The sequence below is a fragment of the Thioalkalivibrio sp. ALE16 genome (assembly GCF_000381305.1).
In the GTDB taxonomy this organism is placed as follows: domain Bacteria; phylum Pseudomonadota; class Gammaproteobacteria; order Ectothiorhodospirales; family Ectothiorhodospiraceae; genus Thioalkalivibrio.
Genome location: NZ_KB906375.1, coordinates 1 through 16,649, shown reverse-complemented (window position 1 = coordinate 16,649; position 16,649 = coordinate 1). Strand labels below are relative to the sequence as shown.

Genomic DNA, 16,649 nt, shown 5'->3' with positions numbered 1-16,649 from the left:
AAGACTTTTTGAATATTCAGGTTTCGAGCAGGGTTATCAAGGCCATTCCGAAGAGTGCCCTTGAACACACCTGCCGAAAAACTCGCGCCACGGTCGGTCACCATGGCGCGAGCCGTGGGAACACCATCAAGACCGGACCGGCGGCATTACAAGGGGGCCGCGCGTAACCGGGGTGTTCGCACAACACAACAAGAAGACCACCAAAGGAGATACAAAATGGAAGCACGCATCATTCGCCGCAGCCTGGTGACGATCGCGGTCGGCCTGGCCATGGGCTCCGCCGGCGTCGCGCACGCCACCAATGGCTACTTTTCGCATGGTTATGGCACGAAGGCCAAAGGCATGGGGGGCGTCGGCATGGCGATCTCCCAGGATTCCTACGCCCCGGGTATCAACCCCGCCGGCATCGCCGGCATGGAAAGCCGCATCGACGGCTCCCTCGCCTACTTCCGCCCCGAGCGTTCTGTGACCTTCGAAGGCCAACCGACGATCGACAGTGGGAGCAAGAATTTCTTCATCCCGTCTCTCGGGTATGTTCAGCAAATCGACGAGACTCGTTCTTGGGGTATCACATTGCTGGGCAATGGCGGGATGAATACCGACTATCCCCAGCCGATCTTCAACCAGAGCGGTAATCCGCCAGGTGCCACAACTGGCGTTAATCTTGAGCAGCTAGCCATTATTCCGACGTATGCCCAGAGTTTTGCCGAGGGTCGCGTCCGGGTGGGGGTGAGCCCGATTATCAGCTATCAACGTTTCAAGGCTGAAGGACTGGGTGATTTCGCTGGGTTCAGCGTTGCACCGGAGTACGTCAGCGACAACGGTACGGATTCGACTTGGGGGTATGGAGGTCAGGTCGGCTTCCAGGCGGACGTTGCGGATGGTGTTACCGTCGGGGCAAACTATCGGTCCAAGATCCGTAATGGAGATTTTGATGACTATCGCGGGCTTTTCGCCAATGGTGGAGAGTTCGATATCCCCTCTACCTACGGGCTAGGCGTTTCGGTAGATGTGACTCCCTCCATCACCGTGTCGGCCGATTACCAGCGCATCAATTACTCTGATGTCGATGCTATTTCAAATCCGGGATCCAACCTCTTCTTGGGGCAGGAGGGTGCACTTGGTGCAAGCAATGGCGCAGGTTTCGGCTGGCGCGACATCAATATCTTTAAGCTGGGTGCGCAGTTTGAAGCAGGCAATGACTGGACCTGGCGTGTGGGCTATAACCGCGGGCAGAATCCGATTCGATCGAGCGACGTGACTTTTAATGTGATTGCGCCTGCCGTCATGAAAGACCACTATACGCTTGGTTTTACCAAGGCCTTTGGCGAGCAGCATGAGCTGAACTTTGCAGCCATGTACGCCCCAAGCCAGAGTGTGACTGGCCCGAACATGATGAACCCGGCGCAGGATATCAAGATCGAGATGAAGCAGTACGAGCTCGAGATCGGGTACGCGTACCGGTTCTGATCGGGAGGTCCGGGGCGGTCGCCTGACCGCCGCGAGGCTTCGGTGTCACGCGCCCGGGATGGGCGCGCCGACCTTGAGGGGAAGGCCGGTTCCGCCAGGGAGGGCGGGTGATTCTGAAGTCCGTGACGCACCGGGGGGTGCGTTCCGGGCCCTTCTTCCTGTCGAGCGTTCCGCTCGAACTTTCCAGAGAATTCAAAGGAGGATGCCATGCGAGCAATCCACGCCTTGCGCGGGAGTGTCCGCGCCGTCGGCATGGTCGCGGCGGTTGCGCTGTTCGCGGCGAGCCAGACCGTGGCGGCGGACAATTACCGTCCGTTCGTGCTGGCTTACACCGAATCGGGGACGGATGTCTCCGCCGAGGCCGCCAGTGTGCGGGAACGCCTGGAGGGGGCCGACTTCCGGTTCCTGGGCGAATACCCGGTCAGTGACGACCGGCATGTGGTCGTGGTGACCCATGATGATCTGCTGTCGGTGGCCGGCTCCGAGGAACGCGGCGGCTACATCGCCCCGATCCGGGTGGCGGTAACCGCAGTCGATGGCGAGCTGCAGGTGAGCTACAACAACCTGGAGTACTTCCGTCATGCCTACCGCCTGGATCGTCCGGTGACGGGTGTCGCCAACCGCCTGTCCAGCACGCTGGGCGCCGAGCGCGAGTTCGGCTCCGAGGACGGCATGAGCGAGCGCGATCTCAACCGCTACCGCTATACCTTCGGCATGGAGCGTTTCGACGCCCCCTACGATCTGGGGAGCCATGGTTCGCGTCGTGCGGCGTTGAGCGAGCTGGATGGCAATCTCGCATCCCGGGTCGCCGGGGTCAGCGAGATCTACCGGGTGGATATCCCGGGCCAGGACGTGACCGTGATCGGTGTGGCCGTGCGCGAGTCCGACGGGGCGGCCCAGGACTCGGCCGATCTGCACCAGCTTGGCATCGTGGACGTGGGCGAGTTCCGCCATACCGCGACGGTGCCGATCGAGATCCTGGTCCGCGGCGGCGAGGTCGAGGCCCTGCACATGCGATTCCGCAAGGCCCTGCACTTCCCGGATCTGCGCATGCTGGGTGACAACAGCTTCATGCGGCTGCGCAGCTCGCCCGGCGCGCTGGAAGAGACCCTGAAGGAAGTCGCGGGTTACGAAGAAGAGGATACCGGCTTCGAGTGGTAAGACCGCAGGAGACCGCCTGCGCCATGGAACGGCGCAAGGGTGCGCGGAATTCCCGCGTAGCCCACTCAAGAACCCCGGTCCGCCGGGGTTTTTTTACGATCCGGACATGCACTTGTTTTATGCTCCCGCAACACTCGCGGCAGGACGCACATCCATGAAATCGATGAAGATCGCCAACATTGGCGAGATCCGCAACGAACTCAACAAGTACAAGAAGGGCAAGAAGCTCGATATCCACCAGTTCAACCAGGTGGCGCGCCTGGCCTGGCTGGGCAAGATCGTGATGCAGCCGCTCGATCTGGAAGACCCGGACTGCAAGTCCTTCCTGGTATATATCCAGGAGCCGGAAGAGCTGGCCGCGCATTTCCTCGATACCGACCAGGAACTGACCGGCGGCATCCACATCATCGATGGCGAGCAGGCGATGGCCATGGTCGAGATCATGCGCAGCGGGGTCGAGGAGCGCGCCAAGCTGTACGAGGATCTCTCCCGCAGTGACTTCTATTTCCGCTATTTCTACCAGCCCGGCCAGGAGGACAAGGCAGACGACTCCAGTGCCGGACAGGACAAGCCCGAGGGCTGACACTTGGTCGCATCCACGGTAACCCCGGAGTGGATCGACGCCGGGGCCCGATCCGCCGAAGAACTCCACGCGCTGTATACCGGTCTTGCGGCCTCCACCGCTCCGGATGCGCCCCCGCGTATCCTGTGGGTGCACGCGCACGAGCCGCATATCTCGATCGGGGCCAGCCAGGACGCGGAATCTGACCTGGATCTGGCCGCCTGCGCCGAACAGGGTGTGCCGGTCGTGCGGCGTCCACTGGGCGGCGGCTCGGTCTGGGTGGACGCCGACCAGGCCTGTTTCTTCCTGATCCAGCCGCGCCAGGTGCTGGCCCGCGGGCATCGCCACCTCTTCGCCGTGGGACTGGGCATCGCCATGGATGTGCTGCGCGCACTCGGTCTGGAGGGCGTGGAGGCCCGGGGCCAGGATGTCTGGGTCCAGGGGCGCAAGATCATGGGGACTGGGGCCGCAACGCTCGACGAGGGCTGTGTGTTCGGCGCCAGTTTCCTGCGACATTTCCCGGTCGAGCGCTTCCTCGCCTGCGTGTATGCCCCCAGCGAGGGCTACCGTGACTGGTTGCGCCCGGCGCTGGAGACGGGCATGACCGACTGCGCCCGCCAGTGTCCGCAGGTCCCCGCGCCCGCGCAGGTCGAGGCGGCCCTCCAGGGTGTCTTGGAACGCCGTTTCGGCATTCCGGCACGCCGGATCGAGCCGGACCGGGCGACCCTCGAGCAGTGGCTGGCGCTGGGGCGCGAGGAGCTGACGGACCTCGCCGACGGCCAGGGATCGCCGTCGGTGCGCGATGGCATCCGCGTGAACCGCGACAATCACGTGTTCGAGACCCGCGGGGCCTGCGGGCGCCTGCGCCTGCACGTGGAGGGGTCGCATATCGCGCGGATCTGGTGCGAGGATGCGGCCACCACCGCCATCCTGGAGGAGCGTCTGGTCGGTGAATCGCCGGAACGCCTGCGCGTACGCTCGCGTCTGAACGGCCAGCTCGATGCCCGCATGGTGGACGAGATCAGTGCCCGCATCGACGGGCTTTATCGCGGAATCGCAGCGGCCTGACAGGCCCCGGTCCCGAGCCCCCTCCCCACGAACGCCGGAGAAGCCGCATGTCCGAACCGACGATCGAACGCCGCCTGGAGAAACGCCTGATCCTGATGACCCGGGACGGCGCGATGGCCGAGCGCCTGCAGGCCCAGCTGCCGCCGGAGTGGCAGTTGCACCAGGTCACCGACCTGGATGAGCTCGGGCCTTGGAACGAGATCCTGCTGTACCGATTCCTGCTGCTGGACCTGGACGAGATCGAGGCCTTTGATCCGCTCGACGTGATCCGGATGCTGCGCATGGAATACCAGATCAACCTTCCGGTATTCTGTTTTGGTGGCGATCAGGACATCCAGGATGAAATGCGCCTGGCCCGCGCCGATCGCTTCTTCGGGCGCGATGAGATGATCGACAAGTTGCCCGAATTCGTCCGCCAGTACGACTGGTAGCCATCGGCCCGCGCGGGGCCTGGCGCCGCGAGGTGTATTGCAGGGAGATCGTCGAATGGACCCCATCATCCGGGTGCGCGAGTTGTACAAGGTCTTTGGCCCGAACCCGCAGGAGGGTCTGCGGCTGATCGAGGACGGGCTCGACAAGGACACCATCTTTGAGCGCACCGGCAACACGGTGGGCGTGAAGGACTGCAACCTGGATATCGCCGAAGGCGAGATCTTCGTGGTGATGGGGCTGTCCGGGTCCGGCAAGTCCACCCTGGTGCGGCTGCTGAACCGTCTGATCGAGCCGACCGCGGGAACGGTCGAGGTCCGCGGGCGCGATGTCACGCGCATGAGTCAGCGCGAGCTGATCCGGCTGCGCAGCGAGGATCTGGCGATGGTGTTCCAGTCCTTCGCGCTGATGCCGCACAAGACCGTGATCGACAACGCTGCGCTGGGGCTGGAGATCGCCGGCGTGGGCCGCGCCCGGCGCCGCGAGCGCGCGCTGGAGGCGCTCGACCAGGTTGGTCTGAAGGCCCATGCCCGCAGTTATCCCGACGAACTCTCCGGCGGCATGCAGCAGCGCGTGGGACTGGCGCGGGCGCTGGCGACCGACCCCTCCATCATGCTGATGGACGAGGCCTTCTCCGCGCTGGACCCCCTCATCCGTACCGAGATGCAGGACCGGCTGCTGGATCTGCAGCGCGAGCACCGGCGTACCGTGGTGTTCATCTCCCACGACCTGGACGAGGCCATCCGTATCGGCGATCGCATCGCCATCATGCAGGGCGGCGAGGTGGTGCAGGTTGGCACGCCCAAGGAGATCATCCTCGATCCAGCCAACGAATACGTGCGTTCGTTCTTTCACGGGGTGGACATCACCCAGGTGTTCCAGGCGCGCGACATCATGGACAGCGAGACCATCCCCGTCCTCGCGGCGGATACCACGGCCGGCGAGGCCCGTAGCCGCATTGCGCGCGTGCCCGGCAACGAGGCCGTGATCGTCGATGCCGCGGGGCGTTTCCAGTCCGTGGTTCAGGCCAAGCGCCTGGGCGAGCTGACCGTGGACCGCCCCGCGAGCGAGGTGGCCGTGGAGGTCGAGCCGGTGGGCGAGGACACGCCTCTCGCGAATCTCCCGGGCCGGGCGGCGCAGGCGCCAGTGTCCATCCCGGTAGTGGATGCGGAAGGACAGTTCCGGGGGCTGGTGACCCTGCAGCGCCTGGTCGAGGCCCTCGATCGCAGTCGGAACGCGGCCGCCGCGAACGGAGATCACTGACATGGAAGGACGCATCAACATCCCCGTGGGGGACTGGATCGAGACCGCGGTCGACTGGATCCTCGACAATCTGGAGCCCGCGCTGGACGGCATCGCCTGGTTCCTGGGGCTGCTGACCAACTCCTTCGAGGGGGCGCTGCTGGCGATCCCGGCGTGGCTGCTGGTGCTGATCCTGGTCGGGCTCAGCTGGTGGCGGGTTAGCTGGCGCTTCGGCATCTTCGCCATCGTGGCGCTGGGGCTGATCCTGGGGATGGACCTGTGGGAGCCCACGATCAAGACGCTGTCGCTGGTGCTCGCGGCGACCGCCGTCGCGCTGGCGATCGGCATGCCGGTGGGTGTGGCGATGGCGCGCAGCGACTGGGTCGAGGCGTCGATCCGTCCGGTGCTGGACCTGATGCAGACCATGCCGCCGTTCGTCTATCTGATCCCGGCGGCGATCTTCTTCGGGCTGGGCACCGTACCGGGTGCGATCGCCACGGTGGTGTTCTGCATGCCGCCGGTGGTGCGCCTGACCAACCTCGGTATTCGCCAGGTCAACCGCGAGCAGATCGAGGCGGGGCTGGCGTTCGGTTGCAATCGGCGCCAGCTTCTGACCAAGATTCAGTTACCTCTGGCGATGCCGTCCATCATGGCCGGCATCAACCAGACCATCATGCTGGCACTCTCCATGGTGGTGATCGCGTCGATGATCGGTGCCGGCGGGCTCGGCAATACCGTGCTGACCGGTATCCAGCGGCTCGATGTCGGGCTGGGGTTCGAGGGCGGCCTGGGCGTCGTGATCCTCGCCATCCTGCTCGACCGGATCACCCAGAGCGTAGGGCTGCGGCGCAAGGCGAGCGGCTGATTCGGGCTCGTGCGCGGCGCCATCCGTTTCACTCGAAGGAAGGAGTAGCAAGATGAACAAGACACTGACTTCAACCCTGCTGGGCGGCGTGCTGGCCGCCTCCATGGGCCTGTCCACCGCGCAGGCCGACGATATCCAGATCGGCTGGACCGCATGGTCCGACGCCGAGTTCGTGACCAAGCTGGCCGAACGCGTCATCGAGGACGAGATGGGTTATTCGGTCGAACTGATCCAGACCGACATCGCCCCGCAGTATCAGGGCCTGGCCTCCGGCGATATCGACATGATGCTGATGGCCTGGCTGCCGGGGACCCATGCCGACTATATGGAACGTGTCGGGCAGGACGTGGTGAACCTCGGCCCGCTGTACGGCAATGCCCGCCTGGGCTGGGTGGTGCCGGACTACGTGCCCGAGGATGAACTCGGCTCCATCGAGGACCTGAAGAAGGACTCGGTCCGTGATCGTCTGGACGGCCGCATTACCGGGATCGATCCCGGTGCGGGCCTGACCCGGCTCTCGGAAGAGGCCCTCGAGACCTACGGCCTGGACGGCTACAGCCTGCAGATCTCCTCCGGGGCGGGCATGACCTCCGCGCTGGACCGGGCGATCCGTCGTGATGAATGGATCGTCGTCACCGGCTGGAGCCCGCACTGGAAGTTCGGCGCCTACGACCTGCGCTACCTGGAAGACCCGGAAGAGGCCCTGGGCGGCTTCGAGCGTATCCATGCCCTGGCCCGCGAGGGCTTCGCCGAGGAGTATCACGATGTCGCGATGATGATCTCGCGCATGCACCTGAACCTGGACGTGCTGGAAGAAGCGATGTTCTACGCCCAGGAGAACTCCTACGCTGAGGCCGTGGACCGCTTCATCGAGGACCACCCGGAGTACGTGCAGTACTGGGTGACCGGCGTGATCGACTGATCAGCACGGACTACCCGCAGCACCCGAAAGCCCCGCCCCGGCGGGGCTTTCTTTGTTCAGGCCACTGCATTTTGTTTCACCACGAAGCGCACGAAGGCACGAAGAAGGGCAAGGGCTATTGCAGCACGGAGGGGGCGGAGGGCACGAACAGCACGGAGAAGTTCGGTTCAGGGGCGGACGACGGGGCGAATGGAACACGTTGTCGGCATTCTCCGGTCACGATGAAGATTGGCGGGCGTCCGGGATGGCGGGGGCGGGTGCTTTGAGCGGGCCGCTACTGTGGCTGGTCCAGAAACGCGAAAGGCCCCGGGCGGGTCGCCGCGGGGCCTTTGAGTGACGCGCCCCGGGACGAGCCGCGGGGTGGGGCGATCCGGGATCAGCCGATCCAGGCGTGCTCCAGCACGTCGATGCGGATCTTCTCGTGGAAGGTCTCGCCATTGCCCTCGATCACCAGGTCGCCAATGCGGGTGCCGGCGGTATCAAAGCTGAACTTGCAGTCGAAGGTACCCGGCAGGGACACGCTGCCCTCGCACAGGGTTTCGCCTTCCACCGAGAACTTGCAGCTGGCGCTGCCGGAGCCGTTCAGCATGGCCTGGACCCGGAATTCCTCGTTGATCGGACGGCGGTACACGTTCGGGTCGCGGTTCGGGTTGTACTGCAGGTTGTTCAGCTTGACGAGTTTGACAAGTTTCATACCGGGTCCTCTGTTGAAGCGCTGAATCCGAGTGACGGGCGCCTTTGCACGCCCAACCCCGCAGCCGTGGGGCGTTTGGTTCATGCAAGTGCGCAGGTTCGATAGAATATAAACAGCAAATGATACAACAAAGCCTGCGCGAACACGATTGGCCGCCCGCCCAGCGCGCTGGAGGGTAACGCTGCGCACGCGCATACACCAGTCCCTGCCGGAGATCCCATGAAGAACCTGATCAACCGCATCCGCGGTGTGGAACGCGATGTCATCGAGAAGCCGGGGGACGCGGGCGGTGCCCCCTTCTACAAGCCCCAGGGTGACGAGATCGAGATCTTTCAGGCGGCGTACTCGAAGCGCCTGCCGGTGATGCTCAAGGGCCCGACCGGCTGCGGCAAGACCCGCTTCCTGGAACATGTCGCGCACACCCTCGGCCAGCCGCTGGTGACCGTCTCCTGCCACGAGGACCTGACCAGCTCCGATCTGGTCGGCCGCTTCCTGCTGGAAGGCGAGGAGACCGTCTGGCAGGACGGCCCGCTGACCCGTTCGGTCAAGGAGGGCGCGATCTGCTACCTCGACGAGATCGTCGAGGCACGTACCGACACCACCGTGGTCATTCACCCGCTGACCGACCACCGCCGCCAGCTCCCGCTGGACAAGAAGTCCCAGATCATCGACGCGCACGAGGACTTCATGCTGGTGATCTCCTACAACCCGGGATATCAGACCGTGCTGAAGGATCTGAAGCCCTCGACCAAGCAGCGCTTTGTCGGCATCCACTTTGACTACCCGGCCGAGGATGTCGAGCGCGAGATCGTGGCCAAGGAATCCGGCGGCCTGGATGCCGACCGCGTGGAAAAACTCGTGGCGGCCGGGCGCAAGGCCCGGGCCCTGAAGGACCATGGGCTGGAAGAGGCGACCTCCACCCGAGCACTCGCCTATGCCGGCGAACTGATGCAGGCCGGTCTGAGCCCGCGTGTGGCCTGCCGTGCCGCGATGATCGCCCCGATCACCGACGACCCCGAGCTGATCCAGGCGCTGGAAGAGATCTTCGACGCCCACTTCCCCGAGTCCGAAGCCGCGTGAGCGATATCGCGACCAACGGCGGCGCGAAACCGGAGGCGGAAGAACTCGTCGAGATCGAGGAAATCCTCCAGCACCTGGAGGACATCAGCTTCGTCGCCCACCGCGACACGAAGGAAGCCCTGCCGGCTATCCGCCCGTTCGGCGCCACCATTGCGCGGCGCTGGATCGAGACGGCCCGCGACCTGTTCTTCCATGACCGGGAGTCGGGCAAGAGCTTCATGCGCCACTCGGCGCGACTCGCCGAGCACATGCAGACGGTGGAGCTGTGGCTGGAGCAGGCGGCCCGCTTCAAGGAGTGGGTCAACTCGAACTATGCCCTGGAAGGCTTCATGGCCCAGGCCGATCGCGTGTACGACGCCTGGGGCGAGGCCGGCGAGCGCGAGTGGGCCGAGATCGGCCTGCGCTGGTGCGCGCGCAGTCTCCCGGATGCCCGGGCCTATTTCGAGACCGACTTCGAGAAGCTCGCCGGCGGGCGTGGCATCGACGGCCTGCGCGCCCTGATCGAGCCGGCCGAGACCCTGTTCGACGAGCGCGGCCTGACCCTGGATGCCTACCTCGAGGGTGCACCGATCGCCCGCAACCTGGTCGGCGACCAGGGCCTGCTGTCCTGGGCGCGGCGCGGCGCGGACCTGCTGAAGGCCGGCCGCTCGCGCGGCGAGGCGTACTTTCGCCTGGAGAGCGACGAGAGCCTGAAGCTGCTGCTGGAGGCATTGCCGGGCTTTCGCCCGCGCATGCACGGGCGCTTCCTGCGTCTGGTGCTGATGGCCTGGCTGGACGCCGACATCCCGCTGGCCGATTCCAGCTGGAAGCCGGGCGAGGGCCGCCCGATGCTCGAGACCGATGGCCGGCGCCTGTTCATGCCGGCGGTAATGGACTCGCGCGAGGAGGCGATCGTCGCCACCCAGCATGCGGCCGCGCATCTCGCCTTCGATACCTATGCGCACAGCGAGGTGGAGCGGCTGTTCGCACGCGCGGGTGCCGAGCATCCACCGCTGGACGACAAGTCGCGCATCACCTGGCGCCCGCTGTTCGCGCCCTTCGAGGCGCGCATGTTCCGCTTCCAGGTGCTGTTCGACCTGGCCGAAGACCTGCGCGTAAACGCACGCCTGGCCCCGCGTATCCCGAACTTCCTGCCGCGCCTGGTGGCGCTGGCCGAGGTCCACGGTCGCCCGGAGGGCGTGGCCGGCGTCTATTTCGACTTCGCACTGAAGGCCCACCAGGCCCTGCTGCGCGACGAGCCGCAGGACCCGCGTCTGGCGCGTGTGCTGGAGCCGGACGCGGACGTCGTAACCGCCTGGGCGGTCGGCGAGGAGCTGTTCGCCGACGAGGCCTTCCCCGGGATTACCATCGAGGAGCGCGCCGAGGCCTATCTGCCCGGGCTGTCGCTGAACCAGTCGCTGCCGGTGTATCCGCAGCGCAAACGCGACGGCAGCCTGGCCGACTTCCGCGACCACGAGGCGCACGACGAGCACAAGTTCGAGCACCAGAAACAGGAAGAGCAGCCGCAGCAGGCCCCGGAGCAGGCGCAGAAGGACCCGGACGCCGACATCCAGACCCCGCAGCAGGAGACTTCCGGCACCGGCGGGCGCATCGGCACGGGCATCCCGCAGCCGGCGCAGGTGGCCAAGCGCGCCGCGCCCTACACCCCGAAGAAGGACGGCATCCCGTATCCGGAGTGGGACTACCGCGAGCAGCGCTACATCTCCGACTGGGTGAACCTCTACGAGCGGGTTCTGGACGACGAGGACCCGGAGCGGGCGGCCACGATCCTGTCGGAGAACGCCGATACCCTGAAGCGCCTGACCCGCGGCCTGGAGATGCAGCGCCCGATGCGCCTGGCGCCGCTGAGGAAACAGCTCGACGGTGACGAACTGGATACCGAGGCGGTGATCGACTACATCGCCGACAAGAAGGCGGGGCTGTCGCCCAAGGCCTTCATCTACCGCCGCCGTGCGGTGCAGCACCGCGATACCGCCGTGCTGATGCTGGCGGACATGTCCACCTCGATCATGGCGCGCCACCCGGGCGGGCAGGGCAAGATCGTCGACCGCGTGCGCGAGGGGATGATGCTGTTCGCCGAGGCGATCGAGAAGGTCGGCGACCCCTACGCGATTTCCGGCTTCGCCTCCAAGCAGCGCGACCAGGTCAACTACTACTGGCTGAAGGACTTCAACGAGGACCTGAACGACACCGTCCGCGCCCGCATCGCCGGGGTTTCCGGGCGTCTGGCCTCGCGTATGGGCGCGGGCATTCGGCACTCGCTGGAGGCATTCCGGCGCAGCTCGGCCCAGCGCCGACTGCTGCTGATCCTGTCCGACGGCCGCCCGGCCGACTACGACGACGGCGGCGATCAGCGCTACCTGCACGAGGACACGCGCATGGCGATGAAGGAGGCGGTGGACGCCGGCGTCCACCCCTTCTGCATCACCCTGGACCCGTCCGGTTCGGAATACCTGCCGGCGATCTTCGGTCCCGGCCACTACACCATCATCGACCACGTGGACGAGCTGCCGCGCCGTCTGCCCGAGATCTACCTGAGGCTGCGCCAGTGAGTGCCACCCCCGAATCCATCGATGCATCCACCGGGGCCGCGGCCCGGCACTCGGAGCCGGCCCGTCGTCATGCCACGTTGCTGCATGCCCCGCGCTATCGCGGGCACAGCTACGGCGACAACCACCCGCTCGGGATCCCGCGCGTCTCGCTGACCATCGACCTGATCGAGGCCTATGACGCGATCACGCCGCAGGAGATGGCCGTATCGCGCAAGGCACAGCCGGCCGAGCTCGAATGGTTTCACACCCGCGAGTACGTCGCCGCGATGCAGCGCGCCGAGGCGCTGGGCAAGGTCTTTCAGCGCTACCGCGACCGCCACAACATCGGCAACTTCGAGAACCCGTTCTTCGCCGGTTTCTTCGCTACTCCGGCGACTGCCACCTGGGGCTCCATCCAGGGGGCCGAGGTGGTGCTGGGCGGGCGCATGGCCTTCAACCCGGCCGGTGGCATGCATCACGCCGCCCCCGACCAGGCGCGCGGCTTTTGCTACTTCAACGACCCGGCGCTGGCCATCCTGCGCCTGCGCCAGGCCGGGCAGCGCGTGCTGTATCTGGATATCGACGCCCACCACGGCGACGGGGTGGAGGCCGCGTTCACCGACGACCCGGACGTGCTCACCGTCTCCCTGCACATGGACACCGAATACGGCTACCCCTTCGAGGGCGGGCGCATCGAGGACACCGGACCGCTTGGCAACGCCGTCAACCTGCCGCTGCCGAAGGAGACCAACGACAGCGAGTTTCGCGCCGCCTTTACGGCTGTCTGGGAGGCCGTGCGCACCCGCTGGCAGCCGGATGCGGTCGTGGTTCAGGCCGGTACCGATGCGCTGCTGCCGGACCCGCTCGGCAAGTTCGGCATCTCCACCCAGTGCTTCCTCGCCTGCATCGACGACGTGATCGAGACCAGCCCGCGGCACGCCGACGGCACACCGAAGCTCCTGGTGCTGGGTGGCGGCGGTTATCACCCGCTGGCGCTGGCGCGCTGCTGGACCGGGGTCTGGGCCCTGCTGACTGGCCGCGAGCTCCCCGCCGCGATCCCGGAGTCCGGCCAGGCCCTGCTGCGCGAGGTCGACTGGGACATGGACGAGGAGGAGGACTGGTACGAGAACCTGTTCGTCTCCCGCCTCGACGCCGACCGCTCGGGCCCGGTCCGTCCTGAACTCAACGCCCGCCTGGAGCACCTTTTAGCCACGCATCCTTTGTTCGCGCAAGGCTGACTGCGGCGGAGTGAGGCGGGGTGGGAGTAGCCCGGCCCACCTGCGGGTTTTCGCAAATCCCGTCGGCTGACGTAGGATTCCACAGCTTGCAGGCTGGGGGCACCCGGTCGGTACGACGTCTGATCGAGCGAGGAGACGCATGGAGTCCGAGCAGAAACTGATACCCGGATACGCCAACGCCAAGGCAACGCGCCGCTACGCGGAGCAGTTCGTGGCCGAGGGCAAGGCCGCCGAGGGGCATTACAGCGAGTTCTCGCGCGCGAAGATGCGCCTGTCGAGCCTCGGCATCGGCACCTTCGGCGGCGCGGCCACCGCCGAGGTGGACGCGCAGATCTCCGCGATCGTCGCGCGCGGGCTGACCGAGGGCGTCAACGTGGTGGATACCGGCGCGCACTACCGGTACGGGCGTTCGCTGGCGGCCGTCGGGGCGGGTGTGCGCACCGCGCTGGAGGCGGGCGTCCCGCGCGAGGCGATGTTCCTGATCTCCAAGGGCGGCTTCCTGACGCTGCGCGGCGGGCCGCCGGAGGACATGGAGGCCTGGTTCCAGCGCGAGATCGAGTCCCAGGGCATGGGGACGAAGGACGACCTGGCCAAGGGCGCGCACCTGCTGACGCCGGAATACATCCACTACCAGATGGAGCTGTCGCGCTCGCTGATGGGGGTGGAGACGCTGGATGCCTTCATCATCGACCAGCCCGAGGTGCACATCCACGAGATCGGCAAGGAAGCGACCAACCGCAAGCTGGAGCCGGTGTTCGAGGTGCTGGAGCGGGCCGCGCGCGAGAAGAAGATCCGCGCCTACGGCATCTCCACCTTCGAGGGCTTCCGCGAGGAGACCGATGCCGCGGTGTTCCAGTCGCTGACCTCGATGCAGGGGCTGGCCGAGCGCGCCGCGCAGACCGTCACCGGCGACGACCATGCCCGGCATCACTTCAAGATCGCGATGCTCCCCTTCAACCAGGTGATGCTGGAGGGGTTCACCCGCTTCAACACCGCCACCGGGCAGGGCAACGTGGCGAGCCCGCTGCAGGCCGCCCACCAGCTCGAGGTGTACATGATTGCCTCGCACTCCATGCTCAAGGGCCATCTGGCGCAGCAGTCGGTGGAGGTGGTCGAGCAGCAGCTGGCCAGCCTGCCTAATCCGGCCCAGCGCGCGATGCAGTTCAACCGTTCCACGCCGGGGCTGGGCACCTCGCTGGTCGGCATGAGTACGCCGGCGCACCTGGACGACATGCTGGCGGTGATGCGCGAGCCGATGATGGACAAGAAGGCCTACCTTGGCATGTTCAAGAAGGCCGAGGAGTAAGCCGGAGCCGGGTCTTTCCCTGGTGGGAGCCGGCTTGCCGGCGAAGCCCCTGCCTGCATCCGGCTTTGGCAGGGGCTTCGCGTGCAAGCACGCTCCCACAGGGTCCCGGGCCCCGGCTGCAATCGCGAATTCATGCACAAGGGTATGCCATGCAGGTTGATCTGAAGGCCCTCGAATTTCCCGCGATCCAGCGCCTGCTGGAGCGCCTGACTGCCACCCCCTACGGTGCCGATGCCGCGCGCGGCCTGGAGCCGGCGCCGAACCTGGATGCCGCCCGGGCCCTGCAAAAGGCGGTAACCGTCGCGCGCCAGCGCCTGGACGCCGGCACCCTGCCGCGGCTGGGCCAGCTTCCCGACGTGCGCGCGGCGCTGCGCCAGGCGGCCAATCCCGGCGCGGCCCTCCCGGTGCAGGCGCTGCACAACCTGCAGACCATCATGCGTCATGCCCGCGAGCTGGCGGACCAGCTCGCCGATACGCCGGAGATCTACCCGGCCGACCTGAACAAACTGTATCCGCCCGAGGCACTGGAAGAGCGTCTGTCCGCGTGCCTGAATCCTGGGGGTTCGCTGCGCGAGGACGCCAGTGCATCACTGGTCGAGGCCTTTGGCGAGCGCAACCGCCTGCGCGGCGAGGTCGAGGCGGTGGTAAAGAAGCGTCTGGCAGCCTCCGATGTCGCGCAGAAGGGCGAGGACGCGCTGAAGGTTCAGTGGCACCAGGAGCGCGCCGTGATGGTGCTGCGCGGGGATGCCGCCAGCGCGGTAAAGGGCGTGCGCCGAGGCACGGCCATGGGCGGGCGCGACCAGATCGTGGAGCCGATCGAGGCGGTGCCGCTGAACAACCAGCTGGATACGGTCAACGGTCAGATCAACACCGAGCAGCAGCGCCTGCTACGCGAGCTGACCGATGTGGTGCGCCAGTACGGCGAGCCGCTGGAGCTGATGCTGACCGCGCTGACCTGGATCGATCTCGCCTCGGCCGCGGCGCAGCTCTCGGCCCAGATGAATGCCCACGCCCCGCGGCTGGAGGCCGAGGCGGGCGTGGAGCTGGTCGAGGCCTACCATCCGCTGCTGCTGTTGCAGTTTGCCGAGGGCAACGGCCCGCAGCCGGTGCCGCTGTCGATCCGGCTGGATGGCGAGCAGCCGCTGTTGCTGATCACCGGGCCGAACACCGGTGGCAAGACGGTCGCGCTGAAGACCCTGGGCCTGCTGGTCACCATGGCGTGGTGCGGGCTGCATATCCCGGCGGAACAGGACTGCCGCATCGGGCGCTTCGATCAGGTGATGGTGGATGTTGGTGACAACCAGAGCCTGTTCCACCACCTGTCGACCTTCGCCGGGCATGTGGAGGTCCTGAAACGCATCCTCGAAAACGCCGGCCCCGAGAGCCTGATCCTGCTGGACGAGCTGGGCACGGGCACCGACCCGGACGAGGGCGCGGCCCTGGCAATGGCGATGCTGGACGAACTGCGCGCGCGGGGCACGCGCGGGATCGTGAACACCCACCTGGCGCCGCTGAAGGACTACGCCGCACAGCATGCGGGCATCGTCAATGCTTCCATGCAGTTCGACGCGGAGACCCTGTCGCCCACCTACCGGTTGCTGATTGGCGAGCCCGGTGTCTCCTTCGGTCTGACCATCGCGGAGAAGAACGGCCTGCCGCCGCATCTGGTGGCGCGGGCCCGCGAGCACTTCGCCGAACTGCCCACCGCGCAGGCCGGGGGCGAGCACAGCTGACCTACGGTGTCGGCTCGGTCCGGCGCCGGGGCCGCCCAAGAAGATCGCCACGTCGCTGCGCTCCTCGCGATGACGGTGCTCGCAACCCCGTCATTGCGTACATGGACGCCCCCGGTTTGCCAAGCGTTTGAGTGATGGTTTCGGGGCGACGATTGCTCCCGTACATTCGGACTGCGTGTGCGGCTTTCATTCGCCACGGTCCCGGATGGATTCCGCGGGTGGAGGGTCCCAGCGAGGTCACGCACTCGAGGTGCTTCGCAATGATCGGACTGGCCCCCACCGGGATCGCTCCCGTTGCCATCATGCTCAATCGCTTGCGCAATCGAGGGTTGGGTACGTAATAACGCG

Annotated in this window: 14 protein-coding genes; 13 read left to right on the top strand and 1 reads right to left on the bottom strand. The window is 66.3% G+C overall.

Going from position 1 to position 16,649, the window contains the following annotated elements:
• Nucleotides 1-216 precede the first annotated feature (216 nt).
• The 8 genes from F627_RS0114080 (at nucleotide 217) to F627_RS0114045 (ending at nucleotide 7,719) form a co-directional block, all read left to right on the top strand.
• Complete coding sequence (locus tag F627_RS0114080; protein ID WP_019584406.1) at nucleotides 217-1,470, top strand: OmpP1/FadL family transporter; 1,254 nt, start codon at nucleotides 217-219, stop codon at nucleotides 1,468-1,470.
• A 207-nt stretch (nucleotides 1,471-1,677) separates the two neighbouring features.
• The gene (locus tag F627_RS0114075; RefSeq protein WP_019584405.1) at nucleotides 1,678-2,631 is read left to right on the top strand and encodes a hypothetical protein; all 954 of its coding nucleotides are present in this window, start codon (nucleotides 1,678-1,680) and stop codon (nucleotides 2,629-2,631) included.
• A 154-nt stretch (nucleotides 2,632-2,785) separates the two neighbouring features.
• Nucleotides 2,786-3,214, top strand: coding sequence for a hypothetical protein (locus F627_RS0114070; protein WP_018867540.1), 429 nt, complete (start codon nucleotides 2,786-2,788; stop codon nucleotides 3,212-3,214).
• Between the two features lie 3 nt (nucleotides 3,215-3,217).
• Nucleotides 3,218-4,261: a lipoate--protein ligase family protein gene (locus F627_RS0114065; RefSeq protein WP_019584404.1), complete on the top strand. Its 1,044-nt coding sequence runs from the start codon at nucleotides 3,218-3,220 to the stop codon at nucleotides 4,259-4,261.
• Between the two features lie 47 nt (nucleotides 4,262-4,308).
• Nucleotides 4,309-4,692 carry a hypothetical protein gene (locus F627_RS0114060; protein WP_019584403.1) on the top strand — a complete coding sequence of 128 codons (384 nt, stop codon included), beginning with the start codon at nucleotides 4,309-4,311 and terminating at the stop codon, nucleotides 4,690-4,692.
• A gap of 55 nt (nucleotides 4,693-4,747) precedes the next feature.
• Nucleotides 4,748-5,953, top strand: coding sequence for a glycine betaine/L-proline ABC transporter ATP-binding protein ProV (gene proV / locus F627_RS0114055; protein WP_018867537.1), 1,206 nt, complete (start codon nucleotides 4,748-4,750; stop codon nucleotides 5,951-5,953).
• A gap of 1 nt (nucleotide 5,954) precedes the next feature.
• The gene (locus F627_RS0114050) at nucleotides 5,955-6,797 is read left to right on the top strand and encodes a proline/glycine betaine ABC transporter permease (protein ID WP_018877051.1); all 843 of its coding nucleotides are present in this window, start codon (nucleotides 5,955-5,957) and stop codon (nucleotides 6,795-6,797) included.
• Nucleotides 6,798-6,849: 52 nt separating this feature from the next.
• The gene (locus F627_RS0114045) at nucleotides 6,850-7,719 is read left to right on the top strand and encodes a glycine betaine ABC transporter substrate-binding protein (protein WP_018879886.1); all 870 of its coding nucleotides are present in this window, start codon (nucleotides 6,850-6,852) and stop codon (nucleotides 7,717-7,719) included.
• A 376-nt stretch (nucleotides 7,720-8,095) separates the two neighbouring features.
• On the opposite strand, the gene F627_RS0114040 is transcribed toward F627_RS0114045, so the two are convergent.
• A complete protein-coding gene (locus F627_RS0114040) occupies nucleotides 8,096-8,413 on the bottom strand; it encodes a hypothetical protein (protein WP_018877049.1) in 318 nt (105 codons plus the stop codon).
• Nucleotides 8,414-8,632: 219 nt separating this feature from the next.
• Between F627_RS0114040 and F627_RS0114035 the strand changes: the two genes are divergently transcribed.
• From F627_RS0114035 to F627_RS0114015, 5 genes are all read left to right on the top strand, one after another.
• The gene (locus F627_RS0114035; RefSeq protein ID WP_018867533.1) at nucleotides 8,633-9,493 is read left to right on the top strand and encodes a CbbQ/NirQ/NorQ/GpvN family protein; all 861 of its coding nucleotides are present in this window, start codon (nucleotides 8,633-8,635) and stop codon (nucleotides 9,491-9,493) included.
• Nucleotides 9,490-12,045 (top strand): nitric oxide reductase activation protein NorD, encoded by a 2,556-nt coding sequence (locus F627_RS0114030; protein ID WP_019584402.1) that lies wholly within the window; start codon nucleotides 9,490-9,492, stop codon nucleotides 12,043-12,045. Before F627_RS0114035 ends, F627_RS0114030 begins: the two co-directional genes overlap by 4 nt.
• Entirely contained in the window at nucleotides 12,042-13,262 is a 1,221-nt protein-coding gene (locus tag F627_RS0114025) for an acetoin utilization protein AcuC (protein ID WP_019584401.1), read from the top strand. Before F627_RS0114030 ends, F627_RS0114025 begins: the two co-directional genes overlap by 4 nt.
• 139 nt (nucleotides 13,263-13,401) lie before the next feature.
• On the top strand, nucleotides 13,402-14,568 hold the full coding sequence (locus tag F627_RS0114020; RefSeq protein WP_018867529.1) for an aldo/keto reductase: 1,167 nt from the start codon (nucleotides 13,402-13,404) through the stop codon (nucleotides 14,566-14,568).
• A gap of 149 nt (nucleotides 14,569-14,717) precedes the next feature.
• Nucleotides 14,718-16,301 (top strand): DNA mismatch repair protein MutS, encoded by a 1,584-nt coding sequence (locus tag F627_RS0114015; RefSeq protein WP_019584400.1) that lies wholly within the window; start codon nucleotides 14,718-14,720, stop codon nucleotides 16,299-16,301.
• Nucleotides 16,302-16,649 lie beyond the last annotated feature (348 nt).